This is a genomic window from Paenibacillus mesotrionivorans (genome assembly GCF_046098205.1).
Taxonomy (GTDB): Bacteria; Bacillota; Bacilli; order Paenibacillales; family NBRC-103111; genus Paenibacillus_AR; species Paenibacillus_AR mesotrionivorans.
On sequence record NZ_JBJURJ010000021.1, the window covers coordinates 81145 to 104869 of the forward strand.

Annotated in this window: 25 protein-coding genes; 10 read left to right on the top strand and 15 right to left on the bottom strand. The window is 56.2% G+C overall.

The features are described 5' to 3' along the window. Positions 1-183: 183 nt before the first annotated feature. Positions 184-1236: an adenosine deaminase gene (gene add / locus ACI1P1_RS25750; protein WP_416219368.1), complete on the bottom strand. Its 1053-nt coding sequence runs from the start codon at positions 1234-1236 to the stop codon at positions 184-186. A gap of 201 nt (positions 1237-1437) precedes the next feature. On the opposite strand from add, the gene ACI1P1_RS25755 reads away from it, so the two are divergent. Beyond that, on the top strand, positions 1438-2133 hold the full coding sequence (locus ACI1P1_RS25755; RefSeq protein WP_416219369.1) for a TVP38/TMEM64 family protein: 696 nt from the start codon (positions 1438-1440) through the stop codon (positions 2131-2133). An 82-nt stretch (positions 2134-2215) separates the two neighbouring features. Here the strand turns inward: ACI1P1_RS25755 and ACI1P1_RS25760 are convergent, their stop codons facing one another. Beyond that, positions 2216-2644: a DUF6157 family protein gene (locus ACI1P1_RS25760; RefSeq protein WP_416219370.1), complete on the bottom strand. Its 429-nt coding sequence runs from the start codon at positions 2642-2644 to the stop codon at positions 2216-2218. A gap of 117 nt (positions 2645-2761) precedes the next feature. On the opposite strand from ACI1P1_RS25760, the gene ACI1P1_RS25765 reads away from it, so the two are divergent. Together ACI1P1_RS25765 and ACI1P1_RS25770 are read left to right on the top strand one after the other, a co-directional pair. Beyond that, positions 2762-3019: a hypothetical protein gene (locus ACI1P1_RS25765; protein ID WP_416219371.1), complete on the top strand. Its 258-nt coding sequence runs from the start codon at positions 2762-2764 to the stop codon at positions 3017-3019. Positions 3020-3039: 20 nt separating this feature from the next. Beyond that, the gene (locus tag ACI1P1_RS25770) at positions 3040-3495 is read left to right on the top strand and encodes a spore coat protein (protein WP_416219372.1); all 456 of its coding nucleotides are present in this window, start codon (positions 3040-3042) and stop codon (positions 3493-3495) included. 82 nt (positions 3496-3577) lie between these two features. Here ACI1P1_RS25770 and ACI1P1_RS25775 read toward each other — a convergent pair whose 3' ends face one another. The 7 genes from ACI1P1_RS25775 to ACI1P1_RS25805 form a co-directional block, all read right to left on the bottom strand. Next, positions 3578-4669 carry a response regulator gene (locus tag ACI1P1_RS25775; RefSeq protein ID WP_416219373.1) on the bottom strand — a complete coding sequence of 364 codons (1092 nt, stop codon included), beginning with the start codon at positions 4667-4669 and terminating at the stop codon, positions 3578-3580. Then, positions 4666-7764, bottom strand: a complete 3099-nt coding sequence (locus ACI1P1_RS25780) for an ATP-binding protein (RefSeq protein WP_416219375.1) — start codon at positions 7762-7764, stop codon at positions 4666-4668. Before ACI1P1_RS25780 ends, ACI1P1_RS25775 begins: the two co-directional genes overlap by 4 nt. Continuing rightward, positions 7761-8522 carry an exodeoxyribonuclease III gene (locus ACI1P1_RS25785; RefSeq protein WP_416219376.1) on the bottom strand — a complete coding sequence of 254 codons (762 nt, stop codon included), beginning with the start codon at positions 8520-8522 and terminating at the stop codon, positions 7761-7763. The genes ACI1P1_RS25780 and ACI1P1_RS25785 overlap by 4 nt, the downstream gene beginning before the upstream one ends. Positions 8523-8544: 22 nt before the next feature. Beyond that, positions 8545-8913 (bottom strand): NifB/NifX family molybdenum-iron cluster-binding protein, encoded by a 369-nt coding sequence (locus ACI1P1_RS25790; protein WP_416219377.1) that lies wholly within the window; start codon positions 8911-8913, stop codon positions 8545-8547. A 79-nt stretch (positions 8914-8992) separates the two neighbouring features. Continuing rightward, a complete protein-coding gene (gerPC, locus tag ACI1P1_RS25795) occupies positions 8993-9379 on the bottom strand; it encodes a spore germination protein GerPC (protein ID WP_416219378.1) in 387 nt (128 codons plus the stop codon). A gap of 4 nt (positions 9380-9383) precedes the next feature. Continuing rightward, positions 9384-9716 carry a hypothetical protein gene (locus ACI1P1_RS25800; protein ID WP_416219379.1) on the bottom strand — a complete coding sequence of 111 codons (333 nt, stop codon included), beginning with the start codon at positions 9714-9716 and terminating at the stop codon, positions 9384-9386. A gap of 48 nt (positions 9717-9764) precedes the next feature. Further along, positions 9765-10100, bottom strand: a complete 336-nt coding sequence (locus tag ACI1P1_RS25805) for a spore germination protein (protein ID WP_416219380.1) — start codon at positions 10098-10100, stop codon at positions 9765-9767. Between the two features lie 100 nt (positions 10101-10200). On the opposite strand from ACI1P1_RS25805, the gene ACI1P1_RS25810 reads away from it, so the two are divergent. The 5 genes from ACI1P1_RS25810 to ACI1P1_RS25830 are packed head-to-tail and all read left to right on the top strand — an operon-like array spanning position 10201 to position 12791. Beyond that, on the top strand, positions 10201-10530 hold the full coding sequence (locus tag ACI1P1_RS25810) for a PadR family transcriptional regulator (protein WP_416219381.1): 330 nt from the start codon (positions 10201-10203) through the stop codon (positions 10528-10530). 2 nt (positions 10531-10532) lie between these two features. Next, complete coding sequence (locus ACI1P1_RS25815; RefSeq protein ID WP_416219382.1) at positions 10533-10910, top strand: DUF1048 domain-containing protein; 378 nt, start codon at positions 10533-10535, stop codon at positions 10908-10910. Then, entirely contained in the window at positions 10910-11263 is a 354-nt protein-coding gene (locus ACI1P1_RS25820; protein WP_416219383.1) for a DUF1048 domain-containing protein, read from the top strand. The genes ACI1P1_RS25815 and ACI1P1_RS25820 overlap by 1 nt, the downstream gene beginning before the upstream one ends. Continuing rightward, complete coding sequence (locus tag ACI1P1_RS25825; RefSeq protein ID WP_416219384.1) at positions 11260-12027, top strand: ABC transporter ATP-binding protein; 768 nt, start codon at positions 11260-11262, stop codon at positions 12025-12027. The genes ACI1P1_RS25820 and ACI1P1_RS25825 overlap by 4 nt, the downstream gene beginning before the upstream one ends. After that, entirely contained in the window at positions 12024-12791 is a 768-nt protein-coding gene (locus ACI1P1_RS25830; RefSeq protein ID WP_416219385.1) for an ABC transporter permease, read from the top strand. The genes ACI1P1_RS25825 and ACI1P1_RS25830 overlap by 4 nt, the downstream gene beginning before the upstream one ends. An 84-nt stretch (positions 12792-12875) precedes the next feature. Here ACI1P1_RS25830 and ACI1P1_RS25835 read toward each other — a convergent pair whose 3' ends face one another. The 5 genes from ACI1P1_RS25835 to ACI1P1_RS25855 all read right to left on the bottom strand — a co-directional run bounded on the left by ACI1P1_RS25835 (position 12876) and on the right by ACI1P1_RS25855 (position 19732). Next, entirely contained in the window at positions 12876-14069 is a 1194-nt protein-coding gene (locus ACI1P1_RS25835; RefSeq protein WP_416219386.1) for an S-layer homology domain-containing protein, read from the bottom strand. A 191-nt stretch (positions 14070-14260) separates the two neighbouring features. Continuing rightward, entirely contained in the window at positions 14261-14719 is a 459-nt protein-coding gene (locus ACI1P1_RS25840; protein WP_416219387.1) for a hypothetical protein, read from the bottom strand. 110 nt (positions 14720-14829) lie between these two features. Next, on the bottom strand, positions 14830-16653 hold the full coding sequence (locus ACI1P1_RS25845) for an ABC transporter substrate-binding protein (RefSeq protein WP_416219388.1): 1824 nt from the start codon (positions 16651-16653) through the stop codon (positions 14830-14832). 106 nt (positions 16654-16759) lie between these two features. Then, positions 16760-18277 carry an ABC transporter permease gene (locus ACI1P1_RS25850; protein ID WP_416219389.1) on the bottom strand — a complete coding sequence of 506 codons (1518 nt, stop codon included), beginning with the start codon at positions 18275-18277 and terminating at the stop codon, positions 16760-16762. An 18-nt stretch (positions 18278-18295) separates the two neighbouring features. Further along, complete coding sequence (locus ACI1P1_RS25855; RefSeq protein ID WP_416219391.1) at positions 18296-19732, bottom strand: ABC transporter permease; 1437 nt, start codon at positions 19730-19732, stop codon at positions 18296-18298. Positions 19733-19969: 237 nt separating this feature from the next. On the opposite strand from ACI1P1_RS25855, the gene ACI1P1_RS25860 reads away from it, so the two are divergent. Beyond that, positions 19970-21709 carry an ABC transporter ATP-binding protein gene (locus ACI1P1_RS25860; protein ID WP_416219393.1) on the top strand — a complete coding sequence of 580 codons (1740 nt, stop codon included), beginning with the start codon at positions 19970-19972 and terminating at the stop codon, positions 21707-21709. 140 nt (positions 21710-21849) lie between these two features. On the opposite strand, the gene ACI1P1_RS25865 is transcribed toward ACI1P1_RS25860, so the two are convergent. Beyond that, a complete protein-coding gene (locus ACI1P1_RS25865) occupies positions 21850-22218 on the bottom strand; it encodes a hypothetical protein (RefSeq protein WP_416219394.1) in 369 nt (122 codons plus the stop codon). 629 nt (positions 22219-22847) lie between these two features. Here ACI1P1_RS25865 and ACI1P1_RS25870 point away from each other — a divergent pair. Then, on the top strand, positions 22848-23609 hold the full coding sequence (locus ACI1P1_RS25870; protein ID WP_416219395.1) for a class I SAM-dependent methyltransferase: 762 nt from the start codon (positions 22848-22850) through the stop codon (positions 23607-23609). Positions 23610-23725: the final 116 nt, after the last annotated feature.

The window sequence follows — 23725 nt, forward strand, 5'->3', positions numbered from 1 at the left end:
TCCTCCTTATGTGCGTCCAACAGCCGTTCCATTTTATTAAAATGGTAACACAAACCAGCCGGATAGAAAACCTCAACCGGTGGCCACCACTAAGGAAAGCTGCATCCAAAGCGCAAAAAAAGCATGCCCCGTCACCGGAAACATGCTTCATCCATATCGGAACACGAATTATCCCTCCCTAGCCTAAGACACGCGGATGCCCAGCTCCCGGAAGCGGGTCCGGAATTGCCGGGCCAGCTTCTCTTTGCCCTCCTTCTCCAGGAAGGACGCCTGTACGCCGTTCATAATCAGGGCCGCCACCTCCTCCTTGCCGAAGCCGAAGCGTTCCGTCAGCACCGCATACTCCCGCTGGAGACTGGTGCCCGATACGGTGGGATTATCCGTGTTGATGGTCAGCACAAGCCCCTGGTCAAAATATTCCCGGACCGGATAATGCTCCCAGGCGGATACCGCCTTGGTCTGGATATTGCTCACGGGACATAGCTCCAGGGGGATCCTTCCGTCACGGACCAGCTTCAGCACCTCCGGATTCTCCCGGGCGCGCACGCCGTGGCCGATGCGGGCGGCACCCAGCCGGTGGACGGCCGTTGCGATATTCTCCGGCCCTGCCGCCTCCCCGGCATGGATGGTCACCGGAAGCCCATAGCGCCCGGCACGGCGGAATACCTCCTCATGGAGCTGCGGCGGATAATGGGCTTCATCCCCGGCCAGATCCACCGCCACCAGCCCCCGCTTCCGGTAATCCGCTGCCGCATCCACAACCTGCAGATTATCCCCTTGCCCATGGTGGCGCATGCAGATGGCGATCCCCCGGGCAGTCACGCCCAGTTCCCGCTCCCCCCGCTTCAGTCCAACCAGAACGTGGGCGATGACCTCATCCGCCTTCAACCCGCTGCGGGTATGCAGCAGCGGGGCAAAACGCACCTCCAGATAACGCCCGTTATGGCGAGCCGATTGCACCACCGTCTCATAGGCCACCCGTTCCAGGGCGGAAGCCGTCTGAAGATACGGCAGCACAAAATCAAACTTGCCCAGATACTCCACCAGACTGGCGCAGCCCTCGTCAATTTGCATCAACTGGAGCAGACGGGCATCCGTCTCCCCGGAGAGGGGCCTGCCTTGCTCCCGGGCCAGCTCCCGCAGTGTTTGCGGCCGGACGGAGCCGTCCAGATGGACATGAAGGTCCACCATGGGGAGCTCAGACAGCCAATCATGCTGCTTATCCGTTTCCATCATCCCTTCCGCCTCCTCCAACCGGTTGAATGGTCTCTGCCACATGGGCAGAATTCTTGCAGACGACAGCTGCGTGTGAGATTATTGTTATATAAGGTAACATAATTTTATCATCAGCGCTACTTTTTTTTGAGACAGGGACAGGCCCATTTTTTCCGGTGACGGGGTATATATAAAGGAGTATATAAGGAGGCTGCTGCGGGAATGAAACTATGGATCAAAATCGTCTCTTTCGCTCTCATCGCCGCTCTCCTGCTTGTAGTTTGGCGTTCGGATTTGGTGACGGGTATGTTGTCCGGAGATCCTGAGGCCGGACAGGAGGTCTCGGAAAACAGCCGGTATCTGTTTCTGGGTTTAATGCTGCTTTTGATGGTTATCCAGAATTTATTTACGGTTATTCCGTTTATCCTGCTGATTACCATGAATGTCAGCATTCTCGGTTTCGCCGGCGGATACCTCTGGAGCTGGGCCACCAGCATTCTGGCTGGTTTGGTTTCCTTTTGGGCGGCGCGGTATTGGCTGCAGGATTTCTTCGCCCGGTGGCTCAAGCCTTCTCTCCGGGACCGCATCGAGGACAACGCCTTCTGGGTGGTGTTTATCGGGAGAGTCTTTCCTTTTGTTCCTACCAGCGTGGTCAATGTGGCGGCGGGACTCAGCTCCGTCAGCATGCGGCCTTTCCTTTACGCCACCGTGCTGGGCAATATGATCTATATTTTTGTGCTGGCACTGGTCCCCCTCGGAATCATGTCGGTGCGGTTCGAGCCGCATATGTACGTCATTATGCTCCTTCTGGCCGGAGCTTCGGCTGCAGGGTGGCGGGTGCGGAGAAGAAGACGCAAGCGCAAAGCCGCAGAAGAGCGCGCTGCCTCCGTTGCCGACAAAGCGTCCACCATCCACTAAGGCACCTGCAAGCTGGATGTACCCCAAAAAACCGTCAAGCCCAAGGCCTGACGGTTTGTTTGCTGTTATACCTCTCCTGAACTCAACTGCCTCCGCTTTTCTTATTCCGCATAGCGGCAATCACCCGTACCCCGTCTTCTCCACCCCCGGCAAAGGAACAGTAACGGGAGGTTTCCATACCGTAGATGGCGATTTTCCCCTCATGGTCATAATGCACCCCATAGCCGTATTTTTTGGGGAGCATGGAGGCGCGCATACACGGATGGGACTTGGCAAACAGCTTCTCCCGGATTTCCCCCTCCCGAACCTGCCATTCCTCCTCCGGTATCCCCTGATGCCGCAGATGCACCTGGTAAATCAAGTCCTTCTCCGTAAAGCGGTAAGGGTGATCGGACAGAAGCTCGAACTCCAGCAATGGCTTGGTTTTCACCCCGCCCTTCGGCTGCGGCTGGACAGACTCCTCCACCGGACAATCGGGGGAAACGGTAATGAACGTATCCGTGTAGCTCATGCTAACACTCCTTTCAGAATCTTTTTGCCCAAAAAAAGAAGCTGCACCGGCTTGCATACATAATTTCCCTGAATAAGGGAATTTTAAGTTCTGGTCAATACAGAAGGGAGGATAAACATGCAAACACCTACAGCCAAGGAGCTGGAGTACATCGTAGACTCCATGTCCAATGAAGAACTGATGCTCAAGCAATGCGCCGCCGCGGCCTCCATCACCACCAATCCGGCTGTGCGCAGCCTGTGCCAAGCCCATGTGCAAACCCATGAGCAGCACCTGCACACCCTGATGAACGCCCTTCATCAAGGGCTGAACAGCGCCAACGGCCAATTCAACGCCAATCAACAGCAATTCACCGGCATGACACAACAACACTAATCACGGAAGGAGGAGAAAAGATGCATCAGCAAAATCAATACGGTCAATTCAACCAGGATCAGTTCATGCAACAGCAGCATCAGCAACAGCAGCATCAGCAACAGCAGCAACAACAGCAACAGCAAGCCGTCCAAAATCTTCTGCCCGAAAAGGATTGGCTCTACACCGTCCTTTGCGACCTGAAGCGGACCGCCCGCGAATATGCAACTGCCGTCACGGAATCCAGCGATGATTCCCTGCGCAAAATCTTTACCGATCTCCTGAACAGCACCCTGACCATGCAATGGCAGGTCTATACGCTCATGAAGCAAAACAACATGTACAACGCTTCCTCCCCGGCTCAGGGCCAGGAGATCCAGAAGCAAATCCAAACCTACCAAAAGTCCGGCCAGGAGGCCTTCCAGTTCGCCAAGCAGAAGCTCGGCCAACAAATTCAGCAGGGCACAGGCAGCTCCCAGCAGCAGATTTACATGTAAGGAAACGCACGGCCTAAGCAGCCGGCGGTTTCAGGTCTGCGGACATTCAGCAAGCGGGACTCCCTCGGGGGTCCCGCTTGCTTTATACGCCCTCCAGCAATTCCTTCAGCGTAAGGGAGGGCTCCAGCCCCAGCTCCCCCATATACTTCTCCCGCATCTGCCTGTACAGCTCCTCCATAGCCGCGGAGCTTCCTTGCTCCCGGAGGTGAAGCAGCAGATCCCGGTAGTGGGAGTCGGTATACGGCTCCAGTTCGATACGCTTGCGCAGCACCGCCTCCCTGCGTCCCCCCTTTACCTGCCCGGCCGCATGATTCAGATACTCCAGGAATGAGGCGCGGAGCTTGTACCGCCTGGTTTCCGCCCAGCCGTAGCTTTCCTCCTCCAGGTAGTCACCCCGGTACAGCGCCAGCGCTTCGGCAGCACGGCTCCCGCTTCGGTCCGAAGCCAGCAGCAGCTCCAGCTCATCCGCATCGCAGCGCAGGTCCTCGTGACTCATCATGTAACGCTCATCGGCAAAGGAAACCATCTGGCCGTAACCGCCCTGCTTCAAGGTATGGCGCAGCTGGTAGAGAGAGGTATGGAACAAGGTCTGGGCCTTCTCCAGATCATGCTCCGGCCACAGGCTGTCCAATATCCGGTCCCGGTAAACCGGCCCCTTCTGATGCAGAAGAAACGCGAACAGCTCCCGGGTTTTTTTGGTCCGCCACGCCAGCAGGGTTCCCGACTCCCCATACACCTCCAGGCTGCCCAGCACCTTGACCCTGAGCCCGTGCTCCTCAGGCATCCCGCCCTCCGACTCGGCCCCCCCCTGCCCCCGCCGGGTTTTGTACCGCTCGACAGTACGCGCCAGACGTTCCCGGGAAACAGGCTTCAGGAGATAATCCATCGCCGATAGATCGAAGGCTGTCACCGCATATTGCTGATAGGCCGTAATAAATACAATCTCGGCCTCCGGACAAAGCTCCCGGAACCGTTCGAAAGCGGCCAGGCCGCTCATCCCCGGCATCTCAATATCCAGGAAGATCAGATCCGGCTGCTGCGCCGCCGCCGTGTCCAGCGCCTCCTTCACCTGGACACACTTGCCCACCAGCGCCACACCATCAATTTCCCCCAGCAGAATCTCCAAAATATCCAAAGCAATCCACTCATCATCCACTACCAGGATCTTGATCATGAGATATACGGCTCCTCCGGAAGCTGGAATGTGAAAACAGTTCCTTCATGCTGCACACTTTCGATCCACAAGCGTTCCCCGTAAAGCATCTGCAGCCGGCGGGAAACATTGCGGATGCCTACTCCCGCCGTTTGGCCAAGCTTGGTGGTTTCAAGCCGGTCCGCCGACATTCCGGCCCCATTGTCCGATACGGTGAAGCGTGTCCCGCCGCCCCGCCGCTTCACTTGAATCTCGACCGTGCCGCCTTCGGGCTTCTGGCCGATGCCATGGCGGACCGCATTCTCCACCAGCGGCTGAAGCAAGAGCGGCGGCATCATACAATCCGTGTCCGGATCAATCTCAATGGACACCTGAAGCCTAGGTCCGAACCGCAGCTGCTCGATGGCCAGATACGCCCGGACCACCTCCAGCTCCTCCTGGAGCGGAACCCTCTCCTGCTGGAAGCTGTAGGTGAATTTGGCGCGCAGATAGGTAGTCAGCTGGTAGATGGTTTCCCGGAGCTTGTCCGGGTCCTTGTAGCTTAAACCAATCAGGGAATTCAGGCTGTTGTACAGAAAATGGGGCGTAATCTGCGCCTGCAGATATTCCATCTCGTTCTGGACGGCATGCCGGGAGGCACGCTTCATGGCCAGCAGCGACTCGGCCCGGGCACGGAGCTCCGCCAGCTCGAAGGGCTTCTGCAGGATATCGTTGGTGCCCGCCTCGAACGCCGCTACTACATCCTCCTGCCGTCCGGAGGCGGTCAGCATCAGCACGGGAAGCTCCGCATGGCTGTACCGCTTGCGGATTTCCCGGCAGATATCCAGCCCGGAGATAACAGGCATCATCAGATCCAGCAGCACCAGCTCCGGTCTGCCCGCTCCCTCCAGCCAGACCAGGGCGTCGGCGCCGCCGGTGAAGGCCTTGTAGCCCCAGCCCATGGAGGCGGCAACCTCCATCAGCACCTTCAGATTCGCTTCCTCATCGTCCACCAGAAGAACCAGCCCTTCCTTACCCGCGGCCTCAAACGAACGCACCGTCCGGGGCCGGTCCGGAAGCTCCGCAGCCGGAAACTCCGTTTCCCCGGCGCTGAGCGTGCGTGCATAAGGCAGAGAGGAACGGGCGATGGGCAGCGTGAAGGTGAAGCAGCTCCCCATGCCCGGCTCCGAACGGACAGTGATGGTCCCGTCCTGCAGCTCCACGAGCTGGCGGGTAATGCTCAAGCCCAAGCCTACACCGGGATTCCATCCCGTCTCCTCCGCCTGCTGGAAGGGCTGGAAGATCCGGTCCAGGGCTTTGGCGTGAATCCCGCAGCCGGTATCCTCTACCGATATAGCCATCATGCCGTCTGCCGCACGGGCGGAAATACGCACATAGCCCCGCTCCGTAAATTTGAGGGCATTCTCCGCCAGGTTGTGCAGAATCTGCTTCAGCCTGTTCTCATCCGCATACAAGAGAGGCAAGTCGTCAGCCAGCTCATTTTTCAGCTCCACATTTTTTTTGACCATGGAGACTGACAGCATATCCAGCACAAGCCGCACGGCCAGCCCCAAATCCACCGCAGTCCGGCGGATGCGGATTTCACCTGTGCGGATCAGGTTCAAATCCATAATATCCTGCACCAGATCGGCCAGACGCCTGCCGGACAGATTCAGCATACGGACCTGCTCCCGGTGCGGCGCCGACAGGGGCTCCTTCCGGTCGTCCAGCAAAATTTGGGACAGGTTGATCATCCCGTGCAGCGGTGTCCGCAGCTCATGGGAGGTCCGGGCGAGAAATTCGTCCTTCTGCTTGTCATACTCCAGAAGCTGCTCCGACAGCCTCCGGCTCCGGTCCATAATCTGCTGGGCCCGGAAGTTGGCCAAGAGCGCCTGGGAGAACACCAGCAGAAGCGGGCTCAGGATGGCAATAGTGGCATTGTCCCGGGCCATCTGGTAACGGAATTGGGCGGAGACCGCCGTAACGGCCATAAACACCGCCACCATCGCCAAATACCAGGCCACCGGAGAGCTGCGGGCAAACCCCCGGTACAGCAGATAGAAAATCGCCAGAAAAGCAATGCCCTGGAAAACCAGATTGGGCCAAAAGGTCATCCGCAGCGCTTCATTGGGCAGGAGAACCACCATTCCGATATAGCCCGCCAGAATCCAGGGCAGCCCCCGCCGGATAATGCCCACTCTTTCCTGAAGAAAGCTCGACATGTACAGGATAAAGAAATAAAAGGATAATACAGCCAGAATAAACAGCAGCTTGTGCAGCCAGATAAACGGCAATTGCGGCACTACAAGCGCTGCCAGAATTTCATTGTCAATACTGAAAAAGAACCCCGTCGACAGGCAAAAAAGACTCAGGTACATATAATGGCGTTCTTCCCGCCATTGCCGGAACATCCCGGCGAAGTAAAAGCCGAATACCAGCATGGCCGTAATCAGAGCCATATCCTCGAGACGGGAGCGGTCCCGGTTGTTCATCACCTGCTCGGCAAGCCCGAATTCCGGCGCCTGGCTCATTCCGTTTTTGGTCATCAGAATGTAGTTGGACACCTGAACCAACAGCTCCGCGGTGCCTGCCTCACCCCTGCCCACCCCATAAAACGGGAGATTGCTGGGCACAAAATCCCTCTCATTATCCGCCGTTTCTCCGGTGCCGCCCAGATATTCCCCGCCCAGAAAAACCTTGCTGGACAACCTCACCTTCTTCATCCGCAGCCCGTACATACCCGAGTCCCGGAGCTTGATTTCCAGCCGGTAGGTGCCTGCACCTATTCCACTCACACCATTCTCGGTCATGTAGCTGTCCCAATTCCCAGGAAGCCGGACCCGCATCCCCTGCCCGGCAAGCTCGGGATTGCGGCGGAAGTCCTCCGGTGTCAGGAGACCCGGATAGAACATCCATTCACCCGACAAGGGAATCGGCCCTTCTCCGGCAAAATCCCAGCTCCCCGCATCCAGCACACCGTCCGCCGCCTGCGGGCGGTCATGAGGCGCCGTAATGGCCTGGTACGCATACAGCAGGAGTCCCGCCAGAAAAAGGACGCCCATCAGCTTCAGCATAGCGAACTGGCTCTGACGGAGGCGTCCCCCTTTCGTACGGGTTCCCGCTGCCTGCTCTGTCATGCCTCTACCTCCAGCACCAGCCCTACGGGACAATGGTCGCTGCCCATTACCTCAAGGCAGATGAAGGCCTCCTTCACCTTGGAGGACAGCCGCTCGGACACCAGGAAATAGTCGATCCGCCAGCCTACGTTGCGCTCCCTGACCTTCGGCATGTAGGACCACCAGGAATAGGCGTCCTGCTTGTCCGGATGAAGCAGCCGGAAGGTGTCCACAAAGCCGGACTCCAGAAGCAGCGTCATCTTCTCCCGCTCCTCATCCGTAAAGCCCGAATTGCCCCGGTTGGACTTGGCATTCTTGATGTCGATCTCCTGGTGGGCCACGTTCATGTCCCCGCATACCACCACAGGCTTATGCTTGTCCAGCTGCATGAGGTAAGCCCGGAACCGGTCCTCCCACTCCATACGGAAGGGCAGCCGGGAGAGGTCCCTGCGGGCGTTGGGCGTATAGACATTCACCAGGTAAAACGCTTCGAATTCAAGGGTCAGCACACGGCCCTCAGGCTCTTCATCCGCCTCCAGCCCGTACCGGATAGTAAGCGGCCGGACGCGGGTAAATACAGCCGTTCCGGAGTAGCCTTTTTTCACCGCATAATTCCAGTATTGCCCGTACGCCTCCCCATGGTCCAGCTCGATCTGCCCCTCCTGGAGCTTGGTTTCCTGCAGGCAGTAAATATCCGCATCCGCCTCCTGGAACCGGTCCATAAACCCTTTATTGATACAAGCCCGCAGGCCGTTTACATTCCAAGACATCAGCTTCATATATACTCTGGCTCCTTTGTTGTCATTCCTCTGTGGATTCCTGCCGCCCGCCCATAAACCGTTTGCGGAAACGCAGGAGCTTGGCCAGCGCCGCATCAACCGGCCCCTCGCCGATCTGGGCATCGATGCCCATCTGCTTCAGGAGATTGACAGCACCCGGACCGATGTGGCTCACGAGGACCAGGCCGCAATCCTCAATCAAGGCTGCGGTCCGGCGCAGACGGTCCTCCTGATGCTGCCCCATCACCCCGTCCGTCTCATTACGCCGCGCCTCCAGCCGGGTAATGGCGCCGTCCCCCGAAATTTCATACACTACAAATTGTCTGCTGCTGCCAAAATGCTGGTCAATCTCCACTTCGTCGCTTGTGCCGACGGCGATCCGGTAGGCCATGGTTCTCTCTCCTTTTTTGGGGGAAGGCAATCTTCTCTCTTAATCTGTATCTATTATAAAGGAGAAGGCGAGAACGTGGCTATCCCGAAGAATCTGCCACTGGTTGGCTGCCGGGAATCTGCATCTCCTGCCCGTCCAGCTTCATCTGCTCCATCATGGTCTTTAATTGCCCTTCATCGGCCAAGGAGGTCAGCCCAATATTCAACGTGCCGGTCAGCTCATTCACATGCAGCTCCTGCACCTTATACGTAATGTTGCCGTATTGGACAGGCTTCACGGCCTCCATCTGCTCCTTCAGTAGCCGGTTGGCCTCCTCCATCTGGCGCAGCTGCTCCTCCAACCGCAGAAAACGGCCTTCCAGCTCTGCCTGACGCTTCTCCAGCCATTCGTTGCGCTGCATCAGGCCATGGAGATATTGCTGCCAGCCCGGCTGCTCTCCTTGCGGAGCATAATATGCTGCATACATACACTCACCTCCAAGCCGGGGATTCACCGGCGGATACCCCATAATTCTGCTGCCCGCCATCCGGCGTATAGGAGGAGCCCTGTGTCTGGATGAAGCCGCCCGGGAGCTCTTCATCCACTTCTCCGCCATGGCTATCATCTTCCGCCGCTCCTATGGCGCCTCCGGCTGCAATCGGCTCCAAGGCACCTGCTGACTGCGCGGTCCCCGACGACTGATCATCCCCGCTGGTCTGGGTGATGACCGTGGATTGGTTCCGGGTGAGAATGGTGTTGCCGATATTCAGCGATCCGATGCTGGCGATGGAATTCACTTTAATGTTATGGATATAGAAATTCATGGGAGGGTGCCTCCTAAAGGCAATTGCCGATTGGCTCCAGGCTTGGGATTATCCGATCACGCCATTGTTCATGGCATTGGTGGGCTGATCCTCGCCGTCCGGATCGTTCACTAGGTTATTGTCCACATTGAGAGACGGGCTGGCATCGCCCATGATGGTGTTGCCCCCTACCGCCTTCTGGTTGGCGGCGTTGTTGCTGAACAGATTGTCGCCAAAATTGACAGCCCCGCCGTTGGACACATTATTGATGCGGATATTAAAAATGTTGTACACATTCGGGCACAAGGTTCCACCTTCTGTCTTTCGGACAGCAGCCCGGAGCTGCCTGCCGGAGTATTCAATCGTAGTGTATGCGGCCGTCTGGGCGGATGTTCCGGTTGGCAAGCCTTCGCAAGTTCACCGTTGACAACGCCGGTACTACGTGTTACTTTATAGTGGTAGTAAGTAATACTTGATACCAGTGATACAGAATAGCAAGGAGTGGATGACGCTGGAGAACCTGACTGAAATGCTCAAGGGTGTGCTGGAGGGCTGTATCCTTGAAATTATAAGCCGCCAAGAAACCTACGGGTACGAAATCACCCGGCAGCTGAACGCCCTCGGTTTTACCGATGTGGTGGAGGGCACGGTTTACACCATTTTGATCCGGCTGGAAAAAAGCAAGCTGGTGGAGGTCGCCAAAAAACCCTCGGACATGGGGCCGCCGCGGAAGTTTTTCTCGCTTAATGAAGCGGGGCGTGAAGAGCTTCAGAAGTTCTGGGAAAAGTGGGAGTTCGTCGCATCGAAAATCAAGCAGTTAAAGGAGGGGCCGTGACCATGCTGGATTCCATTATTAAATTGATCATTGGCGATTTGGAGGAAAAACGGGCCTATAAGCAGCTCATGAAACGGGTGAATGCCCTGCCCGAGGATTACCGGTATGCTTTCCGCAAGATCCGGCATTATATGTTTTCCGTTGGTTCTCCCAGCGGAGATATGACGGTATTCACTGACTTGACGATGTTTACTGACTTAGTAGAGTTATTGGAAGCAAGCGCAGCCGAGGGCAAACCGGTGCTTGAGGTTACAGGCAGCGATGTGGGCCGCTTCAGCGATGAGTTTATGCGTGCGGCAAGTTCCCATAAGGCAGCGCCACGGGAGAAGCTGAATCAAGAGATTATGGACAAATTTAATAAAAACGGGGAGTGGCGCTGATGCTGGAGCTTATCAAAAAATTAATGGGAGAAAAAAGAGAATATAAGGAGCAAATGGCCAGAGCGGAAACACTGCCGGAGGAGTACCGGTTCGTGTTCAAAAAAATTCATGATTACATGTGGAATCTCGCCGGAGGGGACGGCTCCCACATGCTGACGGCTCAGCTGGAATTGATCGAGCTGTTTGAAGCCGGCGCGGCGGAGGGCAGACATGTGCTCGAACTGACGGGCGAGGATGTGGTCGGGTTCTGCGATGAGTTTCTGCGCGACACCACCAAATGGACCGACGGCCTCCGCCACAAGCTGAACCAGGACATGATGACCAAATTCGGAAAGGAGGATGGCGCCAAATGACCGATATCGCCATTCAGGTTAAGGAATTGAAAAAATCCTACAAACCCACGGAGGTTCTGAAGGGTGTGAACCTCCAGGTGCGGCGGGGCGAAATTTTCGCCCTGCTCGGCTCCAACGGCGCAGGCAAAACGACGGTGATCAAAATTCTCAGCACACTGCTTAAGCAGGACGGCGGTACCGCCGTTGTCAACGGCTTTGACGTGGCGTCAAAGCCCGGCCAAGTCCGGCAGTCCATCAGCCTGACGGGACAGTTTGCCGCCGTGGACGAAATATTGACCGGCCGGGAGAACCTGGTCATGATCGCCAAGCTGCGGCATGTGGAGAACCCACGGAAGGTTGCGGAGGAACTGCTGGTCCGCTTCGGCTTGACGGCTGCCGCCGACCGCAGGGCCTCCACCTATTCCGGCGGCATGCGCCGCAGGCTGGATATCGCCATGAGCCTGATCGGAAAACCACAGCTTATTTTCCTGGATGAACCGACTACAGGGCTGGATCCCGAGGCGCGTTTAGAGACCTGGAGGCTGGTGAAGGAGCTGGCCGACGGGGGCACGACGGTATTCCTGACCACGCAGTATTTGGAGGAAGCGGAGCAGCTGGCCGACCGGATCGCCATTCTGCATGAGGGCAGGATTATTGCCAACGGTACGCTGGAGGACCTGAAGAAGCTGTTCCCCCCGGCCAAGACGGAATATGTGGAGAAGCAGCCGACACTTGAGGAAATTTTCCTGGCGATCACCGGTAAAAAGGAGGTTTTGGCACAATGAATGAGCATTTTCTAAGCGATATGGGTGTTATGCTCGGGCGCTCCATGCGCCATATTATGCGGAGTGTGGACACCATCTTCACGGTTTGTATTACTCCCATTGCCATGATGCTGCTGTTTGTGTATGTTCTGGGCGGCGCCATCCAAAGCGGGGCGGACAACTACGTAAATTACCTGCTGCCGGGAATTCTCCTGATTGCCGTAGCAAGCGGCATCTCCTATACGGCGTACCGCCTGTTTCAGGATAAGCAGCGGGGCATCATTGAACGCTTCCACTCTATGCCGGTTGCCCGCTCCTCCGTACTGTGGGGGCATGTGCTGACCTCAGTGGTATCCAACGTCATCTCGGTTACCGTCATCATTCTTGTAGCGCTGATTATGGGCTTCCGTTCATCGGCAGGGGTATTGTCCTGGCTTGCTGTCGCCGGCATCCTGGTGTTATTCACACTGGCATTGACTTGGGTCGCTGCCATCGCCGGATTATCCGCCAACTCCATGGAGGGCGCCACCGCATTTTCCTACCCGTTAATCTTCCTCCCGTTTATCAGCTCGGCCTTTGTGCCGACGGATACAATGCCGTCAGCCGTTCGCGCCTTCGCCGAAAACCAGCCGGTAACCTCGATTGTCGAAACCATCCGCGCCTTATTAGCGGACCAACCCGTTGGCCATGATATCTGGACGGCCCTGGCGTGGTGCTTGGGGATCCTGATCGTCGCTTATGTATTTGCCGTGCGCACCTACAAATCCCAGTCCAGCCACAGGTAAAGCCGGGTGAAGCGACCCCGGACGGCAACTGAGCCATAGAGCAAAAACCACCCGCTGGACGGGTGGTTTTGATTTCCGGGTTATTCATTCCGTAATAGAGTCAACAATTCCTTGGATTTCTTCTTTGGAAAAATTAAAGGGTGTTGTCCCTGGAAGGGGCTGATATTCATAAACAGCCACCCTAATAGCATCCAGAACTCGCTCTAGGTTATCTGCGGTTACTCCCTCTATTCCTGCAGCGGCGAATATTGTTACATCGGGTATTATGTAAGGCATATAAAAGTAATCCCTAATTATATTCAACGCTTCTTGTTCAGTCATAGGCGTTGGCGTTGGTTCCGGTGTCGGCGTCGGCGTTGGTTCCGGTGTTGGCGTCGGCGTCGGTGCCTGCGTCGGCGTCGGCGTTGGTTCCGGTGTTGGCGTCGGTGTCGGTGTCGGCGTTGGTGCCTGCGTCGGTGTCGGCGTTGGTGCCTGCGTCGGCGTCGGTGTCGGCGTTGGTGCCTGCGTCGGCGTTGGTTCCGGTGTTGGTACCGGCGTTTCCTCCGAGAACTCTTCCGGAGTTGGCGTTGGCGTTGGTGTTGGTGTTGGCGTTGGTGTTGGCGTTGGCGTCGGTGTTGACGTCGGTGTAGCTGTAGGAGTCAGTTTCTGAGCCTCGTACGTATTGTAAGATACTGCTACGAGTTCACTGCGGAGGGCGTTCGTTGTACCACCGAAGCTGCCTTCAGGGCCATTGGACATGATCTTCTTCTCCAAAGCTAAAGCTACATAGCTTTTGGCCCAATCCGATACTGAGTCGTCTTTGACACCCGGGGAAGCTTGTGCATCCTTTTCCCAGCCCAGGCCCCGGACTAAGAACGCGGCAAGCTGCTCCTTGGACACATCTCCGGCCGGGTTGTATTCCCCGGGGCTATAACCGTCGGTGATGCCAGCAGCCTTAATCGCTTCAATGTAAGGCAAGGCATAGCCGTTTGCTGCGTCGTCGGGAGAAACGTCCTTGAAGCTGGATGTCTTCAGAGAGGCATCCACATCCAGGCTGAAGATCAGCGCGGCGACTTTCGCAAACTGGGCACGATTCATCTTTTCGTTCAAACCAAATTCGCCATCACTGACCCCATCGTATATCCCAGCAGAGATCAAGGCGTCGAACTTGGCCTTTGTCGCCGCATCCAAATCCTTTAGATCAGTGAAGTCTGCCGAAGTCTTCGCATTGGCATACATAGCACTTGCGGACATACACAAGATGAATGCCAAAAAGAGCACAAACCATTTTCCCCTCATGAAATCTCCCCCTAGTCAGAATGTTTATTTATAGTCAAGCTAAAATAATCGCAAGACTCATAATATAATAATTATCGGCAGACTTCTGCGTATCTTTAATCATTTTCTTGAACAAAAAAAGAGGCTCCTGGAAGCTCCAGAAGCCTTTTTATGTGTTCGCGCAACCCACATTTTTAGTCAAGCGGCTCGGTTTACAACCGGGCCATGGGCTCGATGCGGTAGTGACTGCCACCCGCAGCGGTACCCGTCTCCGTAACCGTCCAGCCGTAGGAGATAGCGGACAACAGGCCGCTGTGCTGCTCTGGGGAGAGTGTTACCAGGATAGCCTCTTGGCCGGGCTCCGCCACAACCTCGGGCTCTGCCGAGAGCGCCAGCCGCATCCAGTTGGACAAACCACGAAGCGTATTGAACTTGATCCGGTAGCCCTGGCGGACAGCGGCTTCCACAGTGGCAAAATCCGCCGCGGCGGTGTCCAGGAGATTCTGGTAGTTGAACTTGAAATCGCTGGTATCCTCGGGCACATCACCCTCCCGGACCCGCCGCAGCAGCTCGTCGTCGGACCAGCCGTGGCCCTTCAGGGATTCCAGCAGCAGCGCATCCCATTGGGACAGCTTAACCAGGTCCTGCGTATGGTTATTTGATGATGGCATAGAAAATCGCTCCTTTTTTGACGGACATACATGATGGATCTATTCATGGAAAACGGGACTGCCCGGTTCCGGCAGAACCGGCCGCGCAGCCCCAGTGCAGATGGATTGGCTTATTTGCTTGCTTTGTACTTGGCCAGGAAGTCCTTCACCTTGGCGGAATCGGCCTTCACTTCAAGACCGGTTTTCACCAGCGGGCTCACTGTGGAGACGGCCTTGATCTTGTTGTTCTTGTAGTAAGCCAGGAACTCATCCTGATTGATGGAATACAGCACGGCCTTCCGCAGGTCGGCGCTCTTGGCTACCTCACGGTTTTTGGTGTTGAACAGCAGGTAGGATACAGCGTTGCTGGGCACGGTTTGCAGCGCCAGCTTGGTATCGCCCTTCACCACATCATACTTGTTTTCCGGAACGCTGTAGAACAGATGAATCTCGCCGCTGCGCAGAGCGGACAGGGTGCTGTCCATATCCTTGATGAAACGGACCTTGATGTTATTGACCTTCGGTTCGTTGGCAGTCCCCTTCATGTAGCCCGGGTTCTTGTAGAAGTTGGCTTCATAGTCGGTTTTGGAGGACAGGATGTACGGGCCGCTGGTGTACAGGGTATTGTTGTACTTCGCGCCTTCTGTCACCGTATTTTGATCGCCGTAGGCAATATCCTTGTTAGGATCGAATTTGGCTACATCATAGGTATTGATGGCTTCCACCTGCTTCTTGGACACGATGCCTGCCGATTGGTGGGCCAGATAGTTCAGCACCTGCGGGAAAGCCTTGGTGGTGGTCAGCTTGACGACCTGGTATTTGCCTTCCTTGCTGTTGGATTCCTTCTTGTCGGAGACAAGCGCTGCAATCTTCGCTGGAAGTCCTTTTTCCAGACCGGACTTAACGGTGTCGCCGCTGCCGGAAATCTTGATGGCATCCAGAGCCGCTGCATCAGTTACCAGCTCCACCTTGGAAATATGCTCATGCAGGGTGTAGGTGCGGTGGTTGGGAACGGAGTTCTTGTCCTTGGCCCGCAGCAGGGAGAAGATAACGTCGTCTGCGCCTACACGTTCGCCGGTATCCACGGCCAGCTTATCCTTGATGGCGGCAAAGTTGATATCGTCGCGGAGGATGAAGTAATATTCGGAGTTACCTTCGGCAATGGCGAAGTTATAGGACAGGGAGCCTTCAGCCGTCAGCTTGTCGTCATCGGTCAGATTTAACAAGCGGACATATTGGTTGGTATTGATAATGTTGATGGAGCCGTCATTTCCCTTGATAGGGTCCAGGGAGGTCAAGGTCGGCATAGTCGATTGGAGAATAATCGGATCCTTGGCCCGTTTGGAGGTATCCTTAAAGTCCAGCACTTCCCAAGGCAGGGAACGGGATTTGGAGAGGCGGACGGTGTCCTTGTTCAGAACCTCCTGATTGAAGGCTTGGGACTTCACGGAATTGTACAAAGGCGCAATGTAGGCTTTATCGAAAACCAGCTTTTGTTCCAGCTGCTTATAGGTTTCGGCATATTGCTCCGGTGTTTGCGTTGAGGCCGTTTCGACCAGCGTATCGATTTCCGGGTCAGACATGATGCTGTAGTCTCCGCCGGTTTTGAAGAGGGAGCGGACGGCATAATCCGGGTTGCCTGTTACGGTAGTCCAGCTGGAGACGGCGATGTCAAAATTGCCTGCATCCTGCTGGGCCTTGTAGGTGCCGTAGTCGGGCTGAAGGTTCAGCTTAACGTTAAAGCCGTTTTTGGCCAACTGGTCACGGATGATGTTCACGTCCGCTTCGTTGGAGTTTTGGGCCAGCAATTCAATATCCACCGGGGTGGTATCCGCCGGTGCTCCGGAAGGAGCTGCGGACTGTTCAGCCGACTTGTCTTTGGTGCTCAAGGTGCAGGCGCTGGCAACAAGCGATAAGCTCAGTGCTGCGGCAATAGCCAGGTTTCCCTTTTTCATGATTTGGTTCCCTCCTGATTGAAATATGTTTTTGTAAAAGAATCTTATCTATGAACGCACATTCATTGGATGAATGCGGATTCCGGTAATGAGTGCCAGCCTGCGGCTAGTCCAGCTTCGGGTCCAGGGCGTCCCGCAGTCCGTCTCCCAAGAAGTTGAAGGAGAGAACCAAGAGGATTATGGCCAGGCCCGGGTATATCGCGGTAAAGGAATGGGTCTCCAGGTAGGCGCTGCCCACCTTCAATATATTGCCCCATTCCGGGATATGCGGCTCCACCCCAAGCCCCAGGAAGCTTAAGCTGCTGGTGGAAATAACGGCGGTGCCGATAGTGAGTGTGGCTTTGACAATCATCGGCGCCATGGAGTTGGGTACGATGTGCTTGAACAGAATGGCCGCATCGCCAGAACCGAAGGCCCGGGCCGCCTGGACATACTCCAGGGTGGACACCATCATCACGTTGGCCCGCATGGTCCGGGCATAGGTGGGAATGGCTCCTACAGACAAGGCCAGTATCAGATTGCCGGTGCTGGCTCCGAAGGCGGCAATAATGGCAATCGCCAGCAGGATGCCGGGAATGGCATAGAGAATATCCAGGGCCCGCATGATCAGATTATCGGTGGTCCGGCCGTAGTAGCCGGAGATGGCACCCAGGATTCCGCCTACAATAAACGGAATGAGGGTGGACAGGATACCGACGGTAAGGGAAATCCGTGCCCCGAAGACGATCCGCGAGAACAGATCCCTTCCGAAATTATCCGTCCCCATGGGATAAACCAAGGACGGGACATGCAGAATATTGCTGTAATTATTTTCAATGGCCAAGCTGTAATCGAAGGTCAGATAGCTGCACACGGCCAGGGATGCCAGGAATCCTACGAAGAACAAACCCAACATGGAGGTGGAGCTGCGGGACAGCTTGGCGACAATATCGCTCAGCTTGGATCCTGATGTATACCCTTTGTCCCGGAGCCGCGACATAAGGAGCAGCGCCAGGAAAAGGGCGAACAGGTTGCCCGTGGCCGCCGTTGCCAATAGCAGAACGGCAATTCCCCACATCCAGGCCGGCAGCCGGCTGTCATCATCATGCCGGGCGATAACCAGGAGTGAACTCAATTGAAGCACAGCGGCAATGATCAGAAGCCCCATTCCCACAAGGAAGGTATCCGCCACATAAGGCTTGAACATATTCAGTGTGGATACGGCGAATACAAATATAGTGGTCAGCAGGGTATACCCCGCCAGGATGTAAGCCGGGCTTTTGCGCCGCTTCACCAGCTGGTAGGCGGCAATGGCAACAAACAGATTTCCGGTGAGCACACTAAGCATCAGCCCCCAGCCCAGACGCCGGGTGGAGAGCCGGATGGTTCCTTCTGCCAGAAGATCCCGGCGGATGAGCCGCATCACAGCCAGCTGGAGCAGCCCGAACAGCAGGAACAACAGGGAAATTGTTGCCCAGACCGGCTTCAGTGCTCCGGCGGACCAGTCAATGCCGCTTATGAAGAACACAACCGCCAATGCCAGAGATACAATGCCGGCGAAGCTTGCCTGGGCGTATTCCGGTGCGGAGGCAAGGCGGAAGTGGGTTTCCTGATTGGATAATGGGGAAGCTGTTTTTGTAGTCATTTGATGGATCACCTGCCTTTAGTATTGCCTCATTTTGGAGCGGATCCGCGGATCGGCCAATGCGTAGAAAATATCAATCACCATGTTGACCAGTGAAATGGCAATGGCGGTATACACAACGCCGCCCATAATCCCAGGGATATCAGGGATAAATTGCTTATCCACGATGTAGCTGCCGATTCCGTTAATATTGAATACCTTCTCGGTTACCGCCGCGCCGCCCAGCATACCCCCGAACTGCAGGCCCACCACCGTAACGATGGGGATCAGCGCATTGCCCATGGCATGGCGCCACAGCACCTGCCGGCTGGAGAGGCCTTTGGCCCGGGCAGTAATGATGTAGTCTTCATGGATAACCTCAAGGATAGACGAACGGGTCATCCGCGCTACCGCTGCGGTCAAGCCTGTACCCAGCACCACCACCGGCATAATCATGGACAGCCAATTGGCCGGATTGAAGGTGGCGGGAAGCCAATGCAGCTTGATGGCGAAGGTCAGAATAAAAATCAGACCCTGCCAGAAGTTCGGAATCGATAACCCCAGAAGAGCGATGAACATCAGGGTGTAATCCAGGAACGAGTTGGATTTGGTGGCGGAGATAATTCCCACCGGCAGCGCGATGAGCACGGATATCAATGTGGCGATGGCCGTCAGGGTCATGGTTACCGGGAACTTGTTGGCGATGGCCACCGTCACCTCTTCATTGCCCTGGAAGGATCTGCCCAGATCGAAGGTGAAAATCCCCTTGATGGTGTCCCACAGCTGTACCAGATAAGGCTGATCCAGCCCGTACAGCTTGTTGAAGGCGGCAATCTGCTCCGCCGTTGCCGTTTCACCGATAATGTTGGCGGCGGGGTTCATCGGGGAAATATAGAGGATGGTGAAAACCAGAAAGGCGACGCCGAAGATAACAAATACCGTCATCAGGAGGCGTTCGGCGATATATTTGAGATAAGGGTTGCTGTAAATGGTCATCAACAGATACATCAGGATACCCGGAATCAGGGATAACCCCAGGAACAACGGATTGCCTGCCAGTTCCCCGAAGGTGCTAGCATAGGTGATGCCACCCCTGCCGCCCTGCTGCCGCTCCAGTTCGCTTACGATCCGGTCCTGCAGCCGCTCCCGGGCAATCTGGCCGGCTTCTCTCTCCAGCTTCTCGGGACTTGCCGTCTGGCCGAAGAAACGGTGCTTCCGCATCAACTGGTCACGCGCTTCCTCTAACAGCCGTTCGTACTCCCCGGTCTCCTGCAGCCGGCGCTCCAGCTCCCTGCGCCTTCCGCTCTGTCCGCTAAGCTTGCGGCGGTACAAATATATGAAAAACACCACCGCATTCACCGGTGCTCCCAAAAGAAGCAGCAGATAGCGGTAGGCGGGATGGAGCAGCATTTTCGAATAAATTTCCGCCAGCCGTCCGGCGGAGCGGGTACCCGTTGCAGTCATGTCTCCGGACATGTTCAGCGCCTCGATTCTTCTCCGAAATGTATATTACCAAGTATTCGAATAAATCCCATAGAGTTACAAGGTTTTAAGTTGGGCTCCCCTCGCTGTCAATACGGGTGCATGGACATTTTTGAAGAATTGCAAAACTTTTATTTCATCATTTTATAATATCCGTGATACAATTACCAATATAATTTTAGGTTGGTCAAAAAATTTCCGAAAATCCCTAGTAGATGCGTAGGTGAAAGCATGGACACGTTGCTAAAGGTGAATCATTTGTCTGTTTCGTTCTTTACCCGGGACAAGGAAGTGGAAGCGGTTCGGAACGTCAGCTTTGAGGTAGGCCGGGGGGAAACCCTGGGTATTGTCGGGGAATCCGGCAGCGGCAAAAGCGTAACGGCACGCACCATTATGCGTCTCCTGCCCTCTCCTCCCTCCATGGTCAAAGCAGGCGAGGTCCTGTTCCAGGGCCAGAATCTGGCCGATAAATCCCCGCATGAGATGGAAGCCATCCGCGGACGGGACATCGGCATGATCTTCCAGGACCCCATGTCCTCTCTGAATCCCACTATGCGGATCGGCCGTCAAATAGAAGAAAGCCTCATCAAGCACCGCGGCTTGTCCGCCCAAGAGGCTCGCCGCGAGGGGCTGGAAATGCTTCGTATGGTAGGCATCCCAAACAGCGATACCCGCTATATGCAGTATCCCCATGAATTCTCAGGCGGTATGCGCCAGCGTGTGATGATTGCCATCGCCCTGGCCTGCCGGCCTTCTCTGCTTATCGCCGACGAACCCACCACGGCATTGGATGTGACCATCCAAGCACAGATTCTCCATCAGATGAAGGAGCTCCAGCGCCAGCTGGGGACCTCGATTATTCTGATTACCCATGATCTGAGCGTAGTGGCCGGCATGTGCGACCGGGTTGTTGTGATGAAGGAAGGGGAGATTGTGGAGGAAGGGACCACGGAGGAGATTTTCGCCGCCCCCAAACATCCCTATACACAGAATCTGCTGAATGCCCTGCCCCGTCTGGACGAGAAAAAGCGGCCCAAACCCGCTCCTGCCATTATCCGTTCGGAGGACGGCCAACCGCTTCTGGAGGTTCGCTCCCTCCGGCAATATTTCGACATGGGCAAGGGCCAGATTGTGAAGGCGGTCAATGACATCAGCTTCGATATCCGGGCTGGCGAAACCCTGGGTGTGGTCGGAGAATCCGGCAGCGGCAAGTCCACCACCGGACGGGCCATTCTCCGGCTGAATGAACCCAGCGGCGGCGAGGTGCTGTTTAAGGGCATCCCCTTAAACCGGCTGAACCGCAAGGAAATGAAAATCATGCGCCGCCACATGCAGATGATTTTCCAGGACCCCTATGCTTCGCTGAACCCCCGGCTGCGGGTGGAGGACATTATCGGCGAGGCGCTGGATGTCCACGGCATGACCAGCGGCAAACAAGCCCGCCAGAAACGGGTGGAGGAGCTGTTGGAGATGGTGGGTTTAAGCGCCTCCCATGCGCCGCGGTATCCCCATGAGTTCTCCGGCGGGCAGCGGCAGCGGATCGGAATCGCCCGGACGCTTGCGGTAGAGCCGGAATTTATCGTCTGCGACGAACCCCTGTCGGCGCTGGATGTGTCCATCCAGGCCCAGATCGTCAAGCTCCTGGAGGAGCTGCAGCAGCGGCTGGGTCTGACCTACCTGTTTATCGCCCATGACCTGTCCATGGTCAAGCATATCAGCGACCGGGTCGCAGTGATGTACAAGGGCAAAATCGTGGAGCTGGCGGAAAGCGAGGAATTGTACACCAATCCCCTGCATCCGTACACCAAGTCCCTGCTGGCAGCCATTCCCGTTCCTGATCCCGCCATCGAGAAGAACAAAACCTTCACCGTGCCAACGGAATCCGCCAAGGCCGATCCGTACAGCCTGGAGCATTCCCGCTTCGTGGAGGCCCATCCCGGCCATTGGGTGGCCGTGGCATCGGGGGAGTAAGGCTAAGCCTGTATGCCTGATACCAAGAACCTTTGCCGCTTTAAATGCAGATAACTATATCCGCTCCGCGCTTCAAATAGAAAACCCGCCGGCTTCGGCGGGTTTTTGCTGTTCATTATGAGGCCAAAACCTTGGATGGCTTAGAGCCTTCTGAAGCCTGCCGGCAGATTGCCGGAGGAACGGATTGCCCGGATTTGAGCCAGGGTAAGAAACCGGTTAGACGAAATCAGGGATTCCGGATCGTTGTCGCCGATAATGTCATCCAAGTCCCGGAGGCTTACATTGCCCCGGAACACCCGGAAGTTCCCGCGGAAATTGGTCCGTGTGAACAGAACTAACGTAGCGTTCCTGCTGGTAGAAAAAAAGGTGAGGCTCTCCACATCGTCGTATCTCCGCTCCAGGTTGGCAATGCCTACATTTCCGCGCACGGTACGCCGGATGCCCCTGAAGTTCTCCTCCGAAAAAAGCCGCAGACGGGGGTAAACCTGTGCGATCGCTGTTTTTTCCATTTCGATGGCCACCTCCTCTCTCATTCTTCAGCATATGCAAGAGAGATTAAGAGGCATGGACGGATGGGATGCGGCGGTTTGCCTGTTTTAAGACGTGTGGGGGGCAAAATGGCGCGCGTGTACCCGGCGGTTTTGTTTTTGGCGATGGACGCCGGGGCCTCAGAGGGTACTAGGTGATTCTAACGGCGGTGGGAGCCGTTATTTGTCTCGTATAGGGGTTCCTGATTTTCTAACGGAAGCCACAGCCTCTATGTGCCGCGAACACGCCCGTTTGAGCACCATTTAGGCGAAATAACGGCGCTCACTTCCGTTAGATTTTCAAAAGGCTGTTTTTTCGGCAAATAAGGGCTCTGGCTTCCGTTAGCGTGCTTGTACCCGGCGGTTTCACTTCTGGCGATGGCGGTTGGAGCCTCAGGCTGTTTCCAGGGGGCTGTAGCTTCCGTTAGCGTGCCCGGGGTCCTATATGGGTGTGGCGGCAGGCCGAATACAATCACCTGGGTATGCCCGTCGATAGATAGCTATAGGACCTGCCTATAGATTTCATTTGTTTTATATATTTCTCAAATGAGCCCGATGGATGTACGGTTAAAGGAAATCACGCGGGCCAAAAAAGAGGGAGGATGCTGTAAATGGATCACAAGTGGGATACCGGTATTTATGATGGGGATATGGCGTTTGTCTCCCGGTTTGGGGAGTCCCTCCTGGAGCTGCTTCAGCCGCAGGAAGGGGAGTATATTCTGGATTGGGGCTGCGGAACCGGAGACCTGACCGCTTCCATCGCCCATTCCGGTGCCCGGGTAACGGGCATCGACGCCTCACCAGAGATGCTGGCAGCCGCCAGGGCCAAACATCCGGAGCTGGAGTTTGTGCTGGCGGACGGCCAGTCCTTCTTGAGCCCGGTGCCGGCCGACGCCATCTTCAGCAATGCGGCGCTGCATTGGCTCACCGACGCCGAAGGGGCCGCCGCTTCCATAGCCGGAAGCCTGCGGCCGGGAGGGCGGCTGGTGGCCGAATTTGGCGCCCACGGCAATATCGCCTCCGTTGTCCGGGGGCTGCCGTCGGCGTTTGAGGCTGCGGGAGCAGCCGGCAAGCTGCAGCTGCCCTGGTATTTCCCCACTGTCGGAGAATATGCCTCCCTGCTGGAGAAGCACGGCCTGGAGGTGGAGCTGGCCTTTTGCTTCCATCGCCCCACACCTCTTGAGGACGGGACGGCAGGCTTTCGCAAGTGGGTCAACACCTTCGCCAACGGTGTGCTCCGCGTTCTGGACGACTCCGCCCGCCAGGCGGTGCTGGAGCACCTGGAACAGGAGCTGGCGCCAACGCTGTTCAGAGACGGCCGCTGGGTGATGGACTACCGGAGGCTGCGGGTGGTAGCCCGCAAGCGGGGGTAGAGCCCGGCGGGATGGCAGACTCAAGCGGGTGCACAGCAATCCGGCGGACCACTGACCGCAACCGAACGCGGGGCATCAAGCGGAATGGCGGACTGCATGCAGTGTCGAGCGCTTCA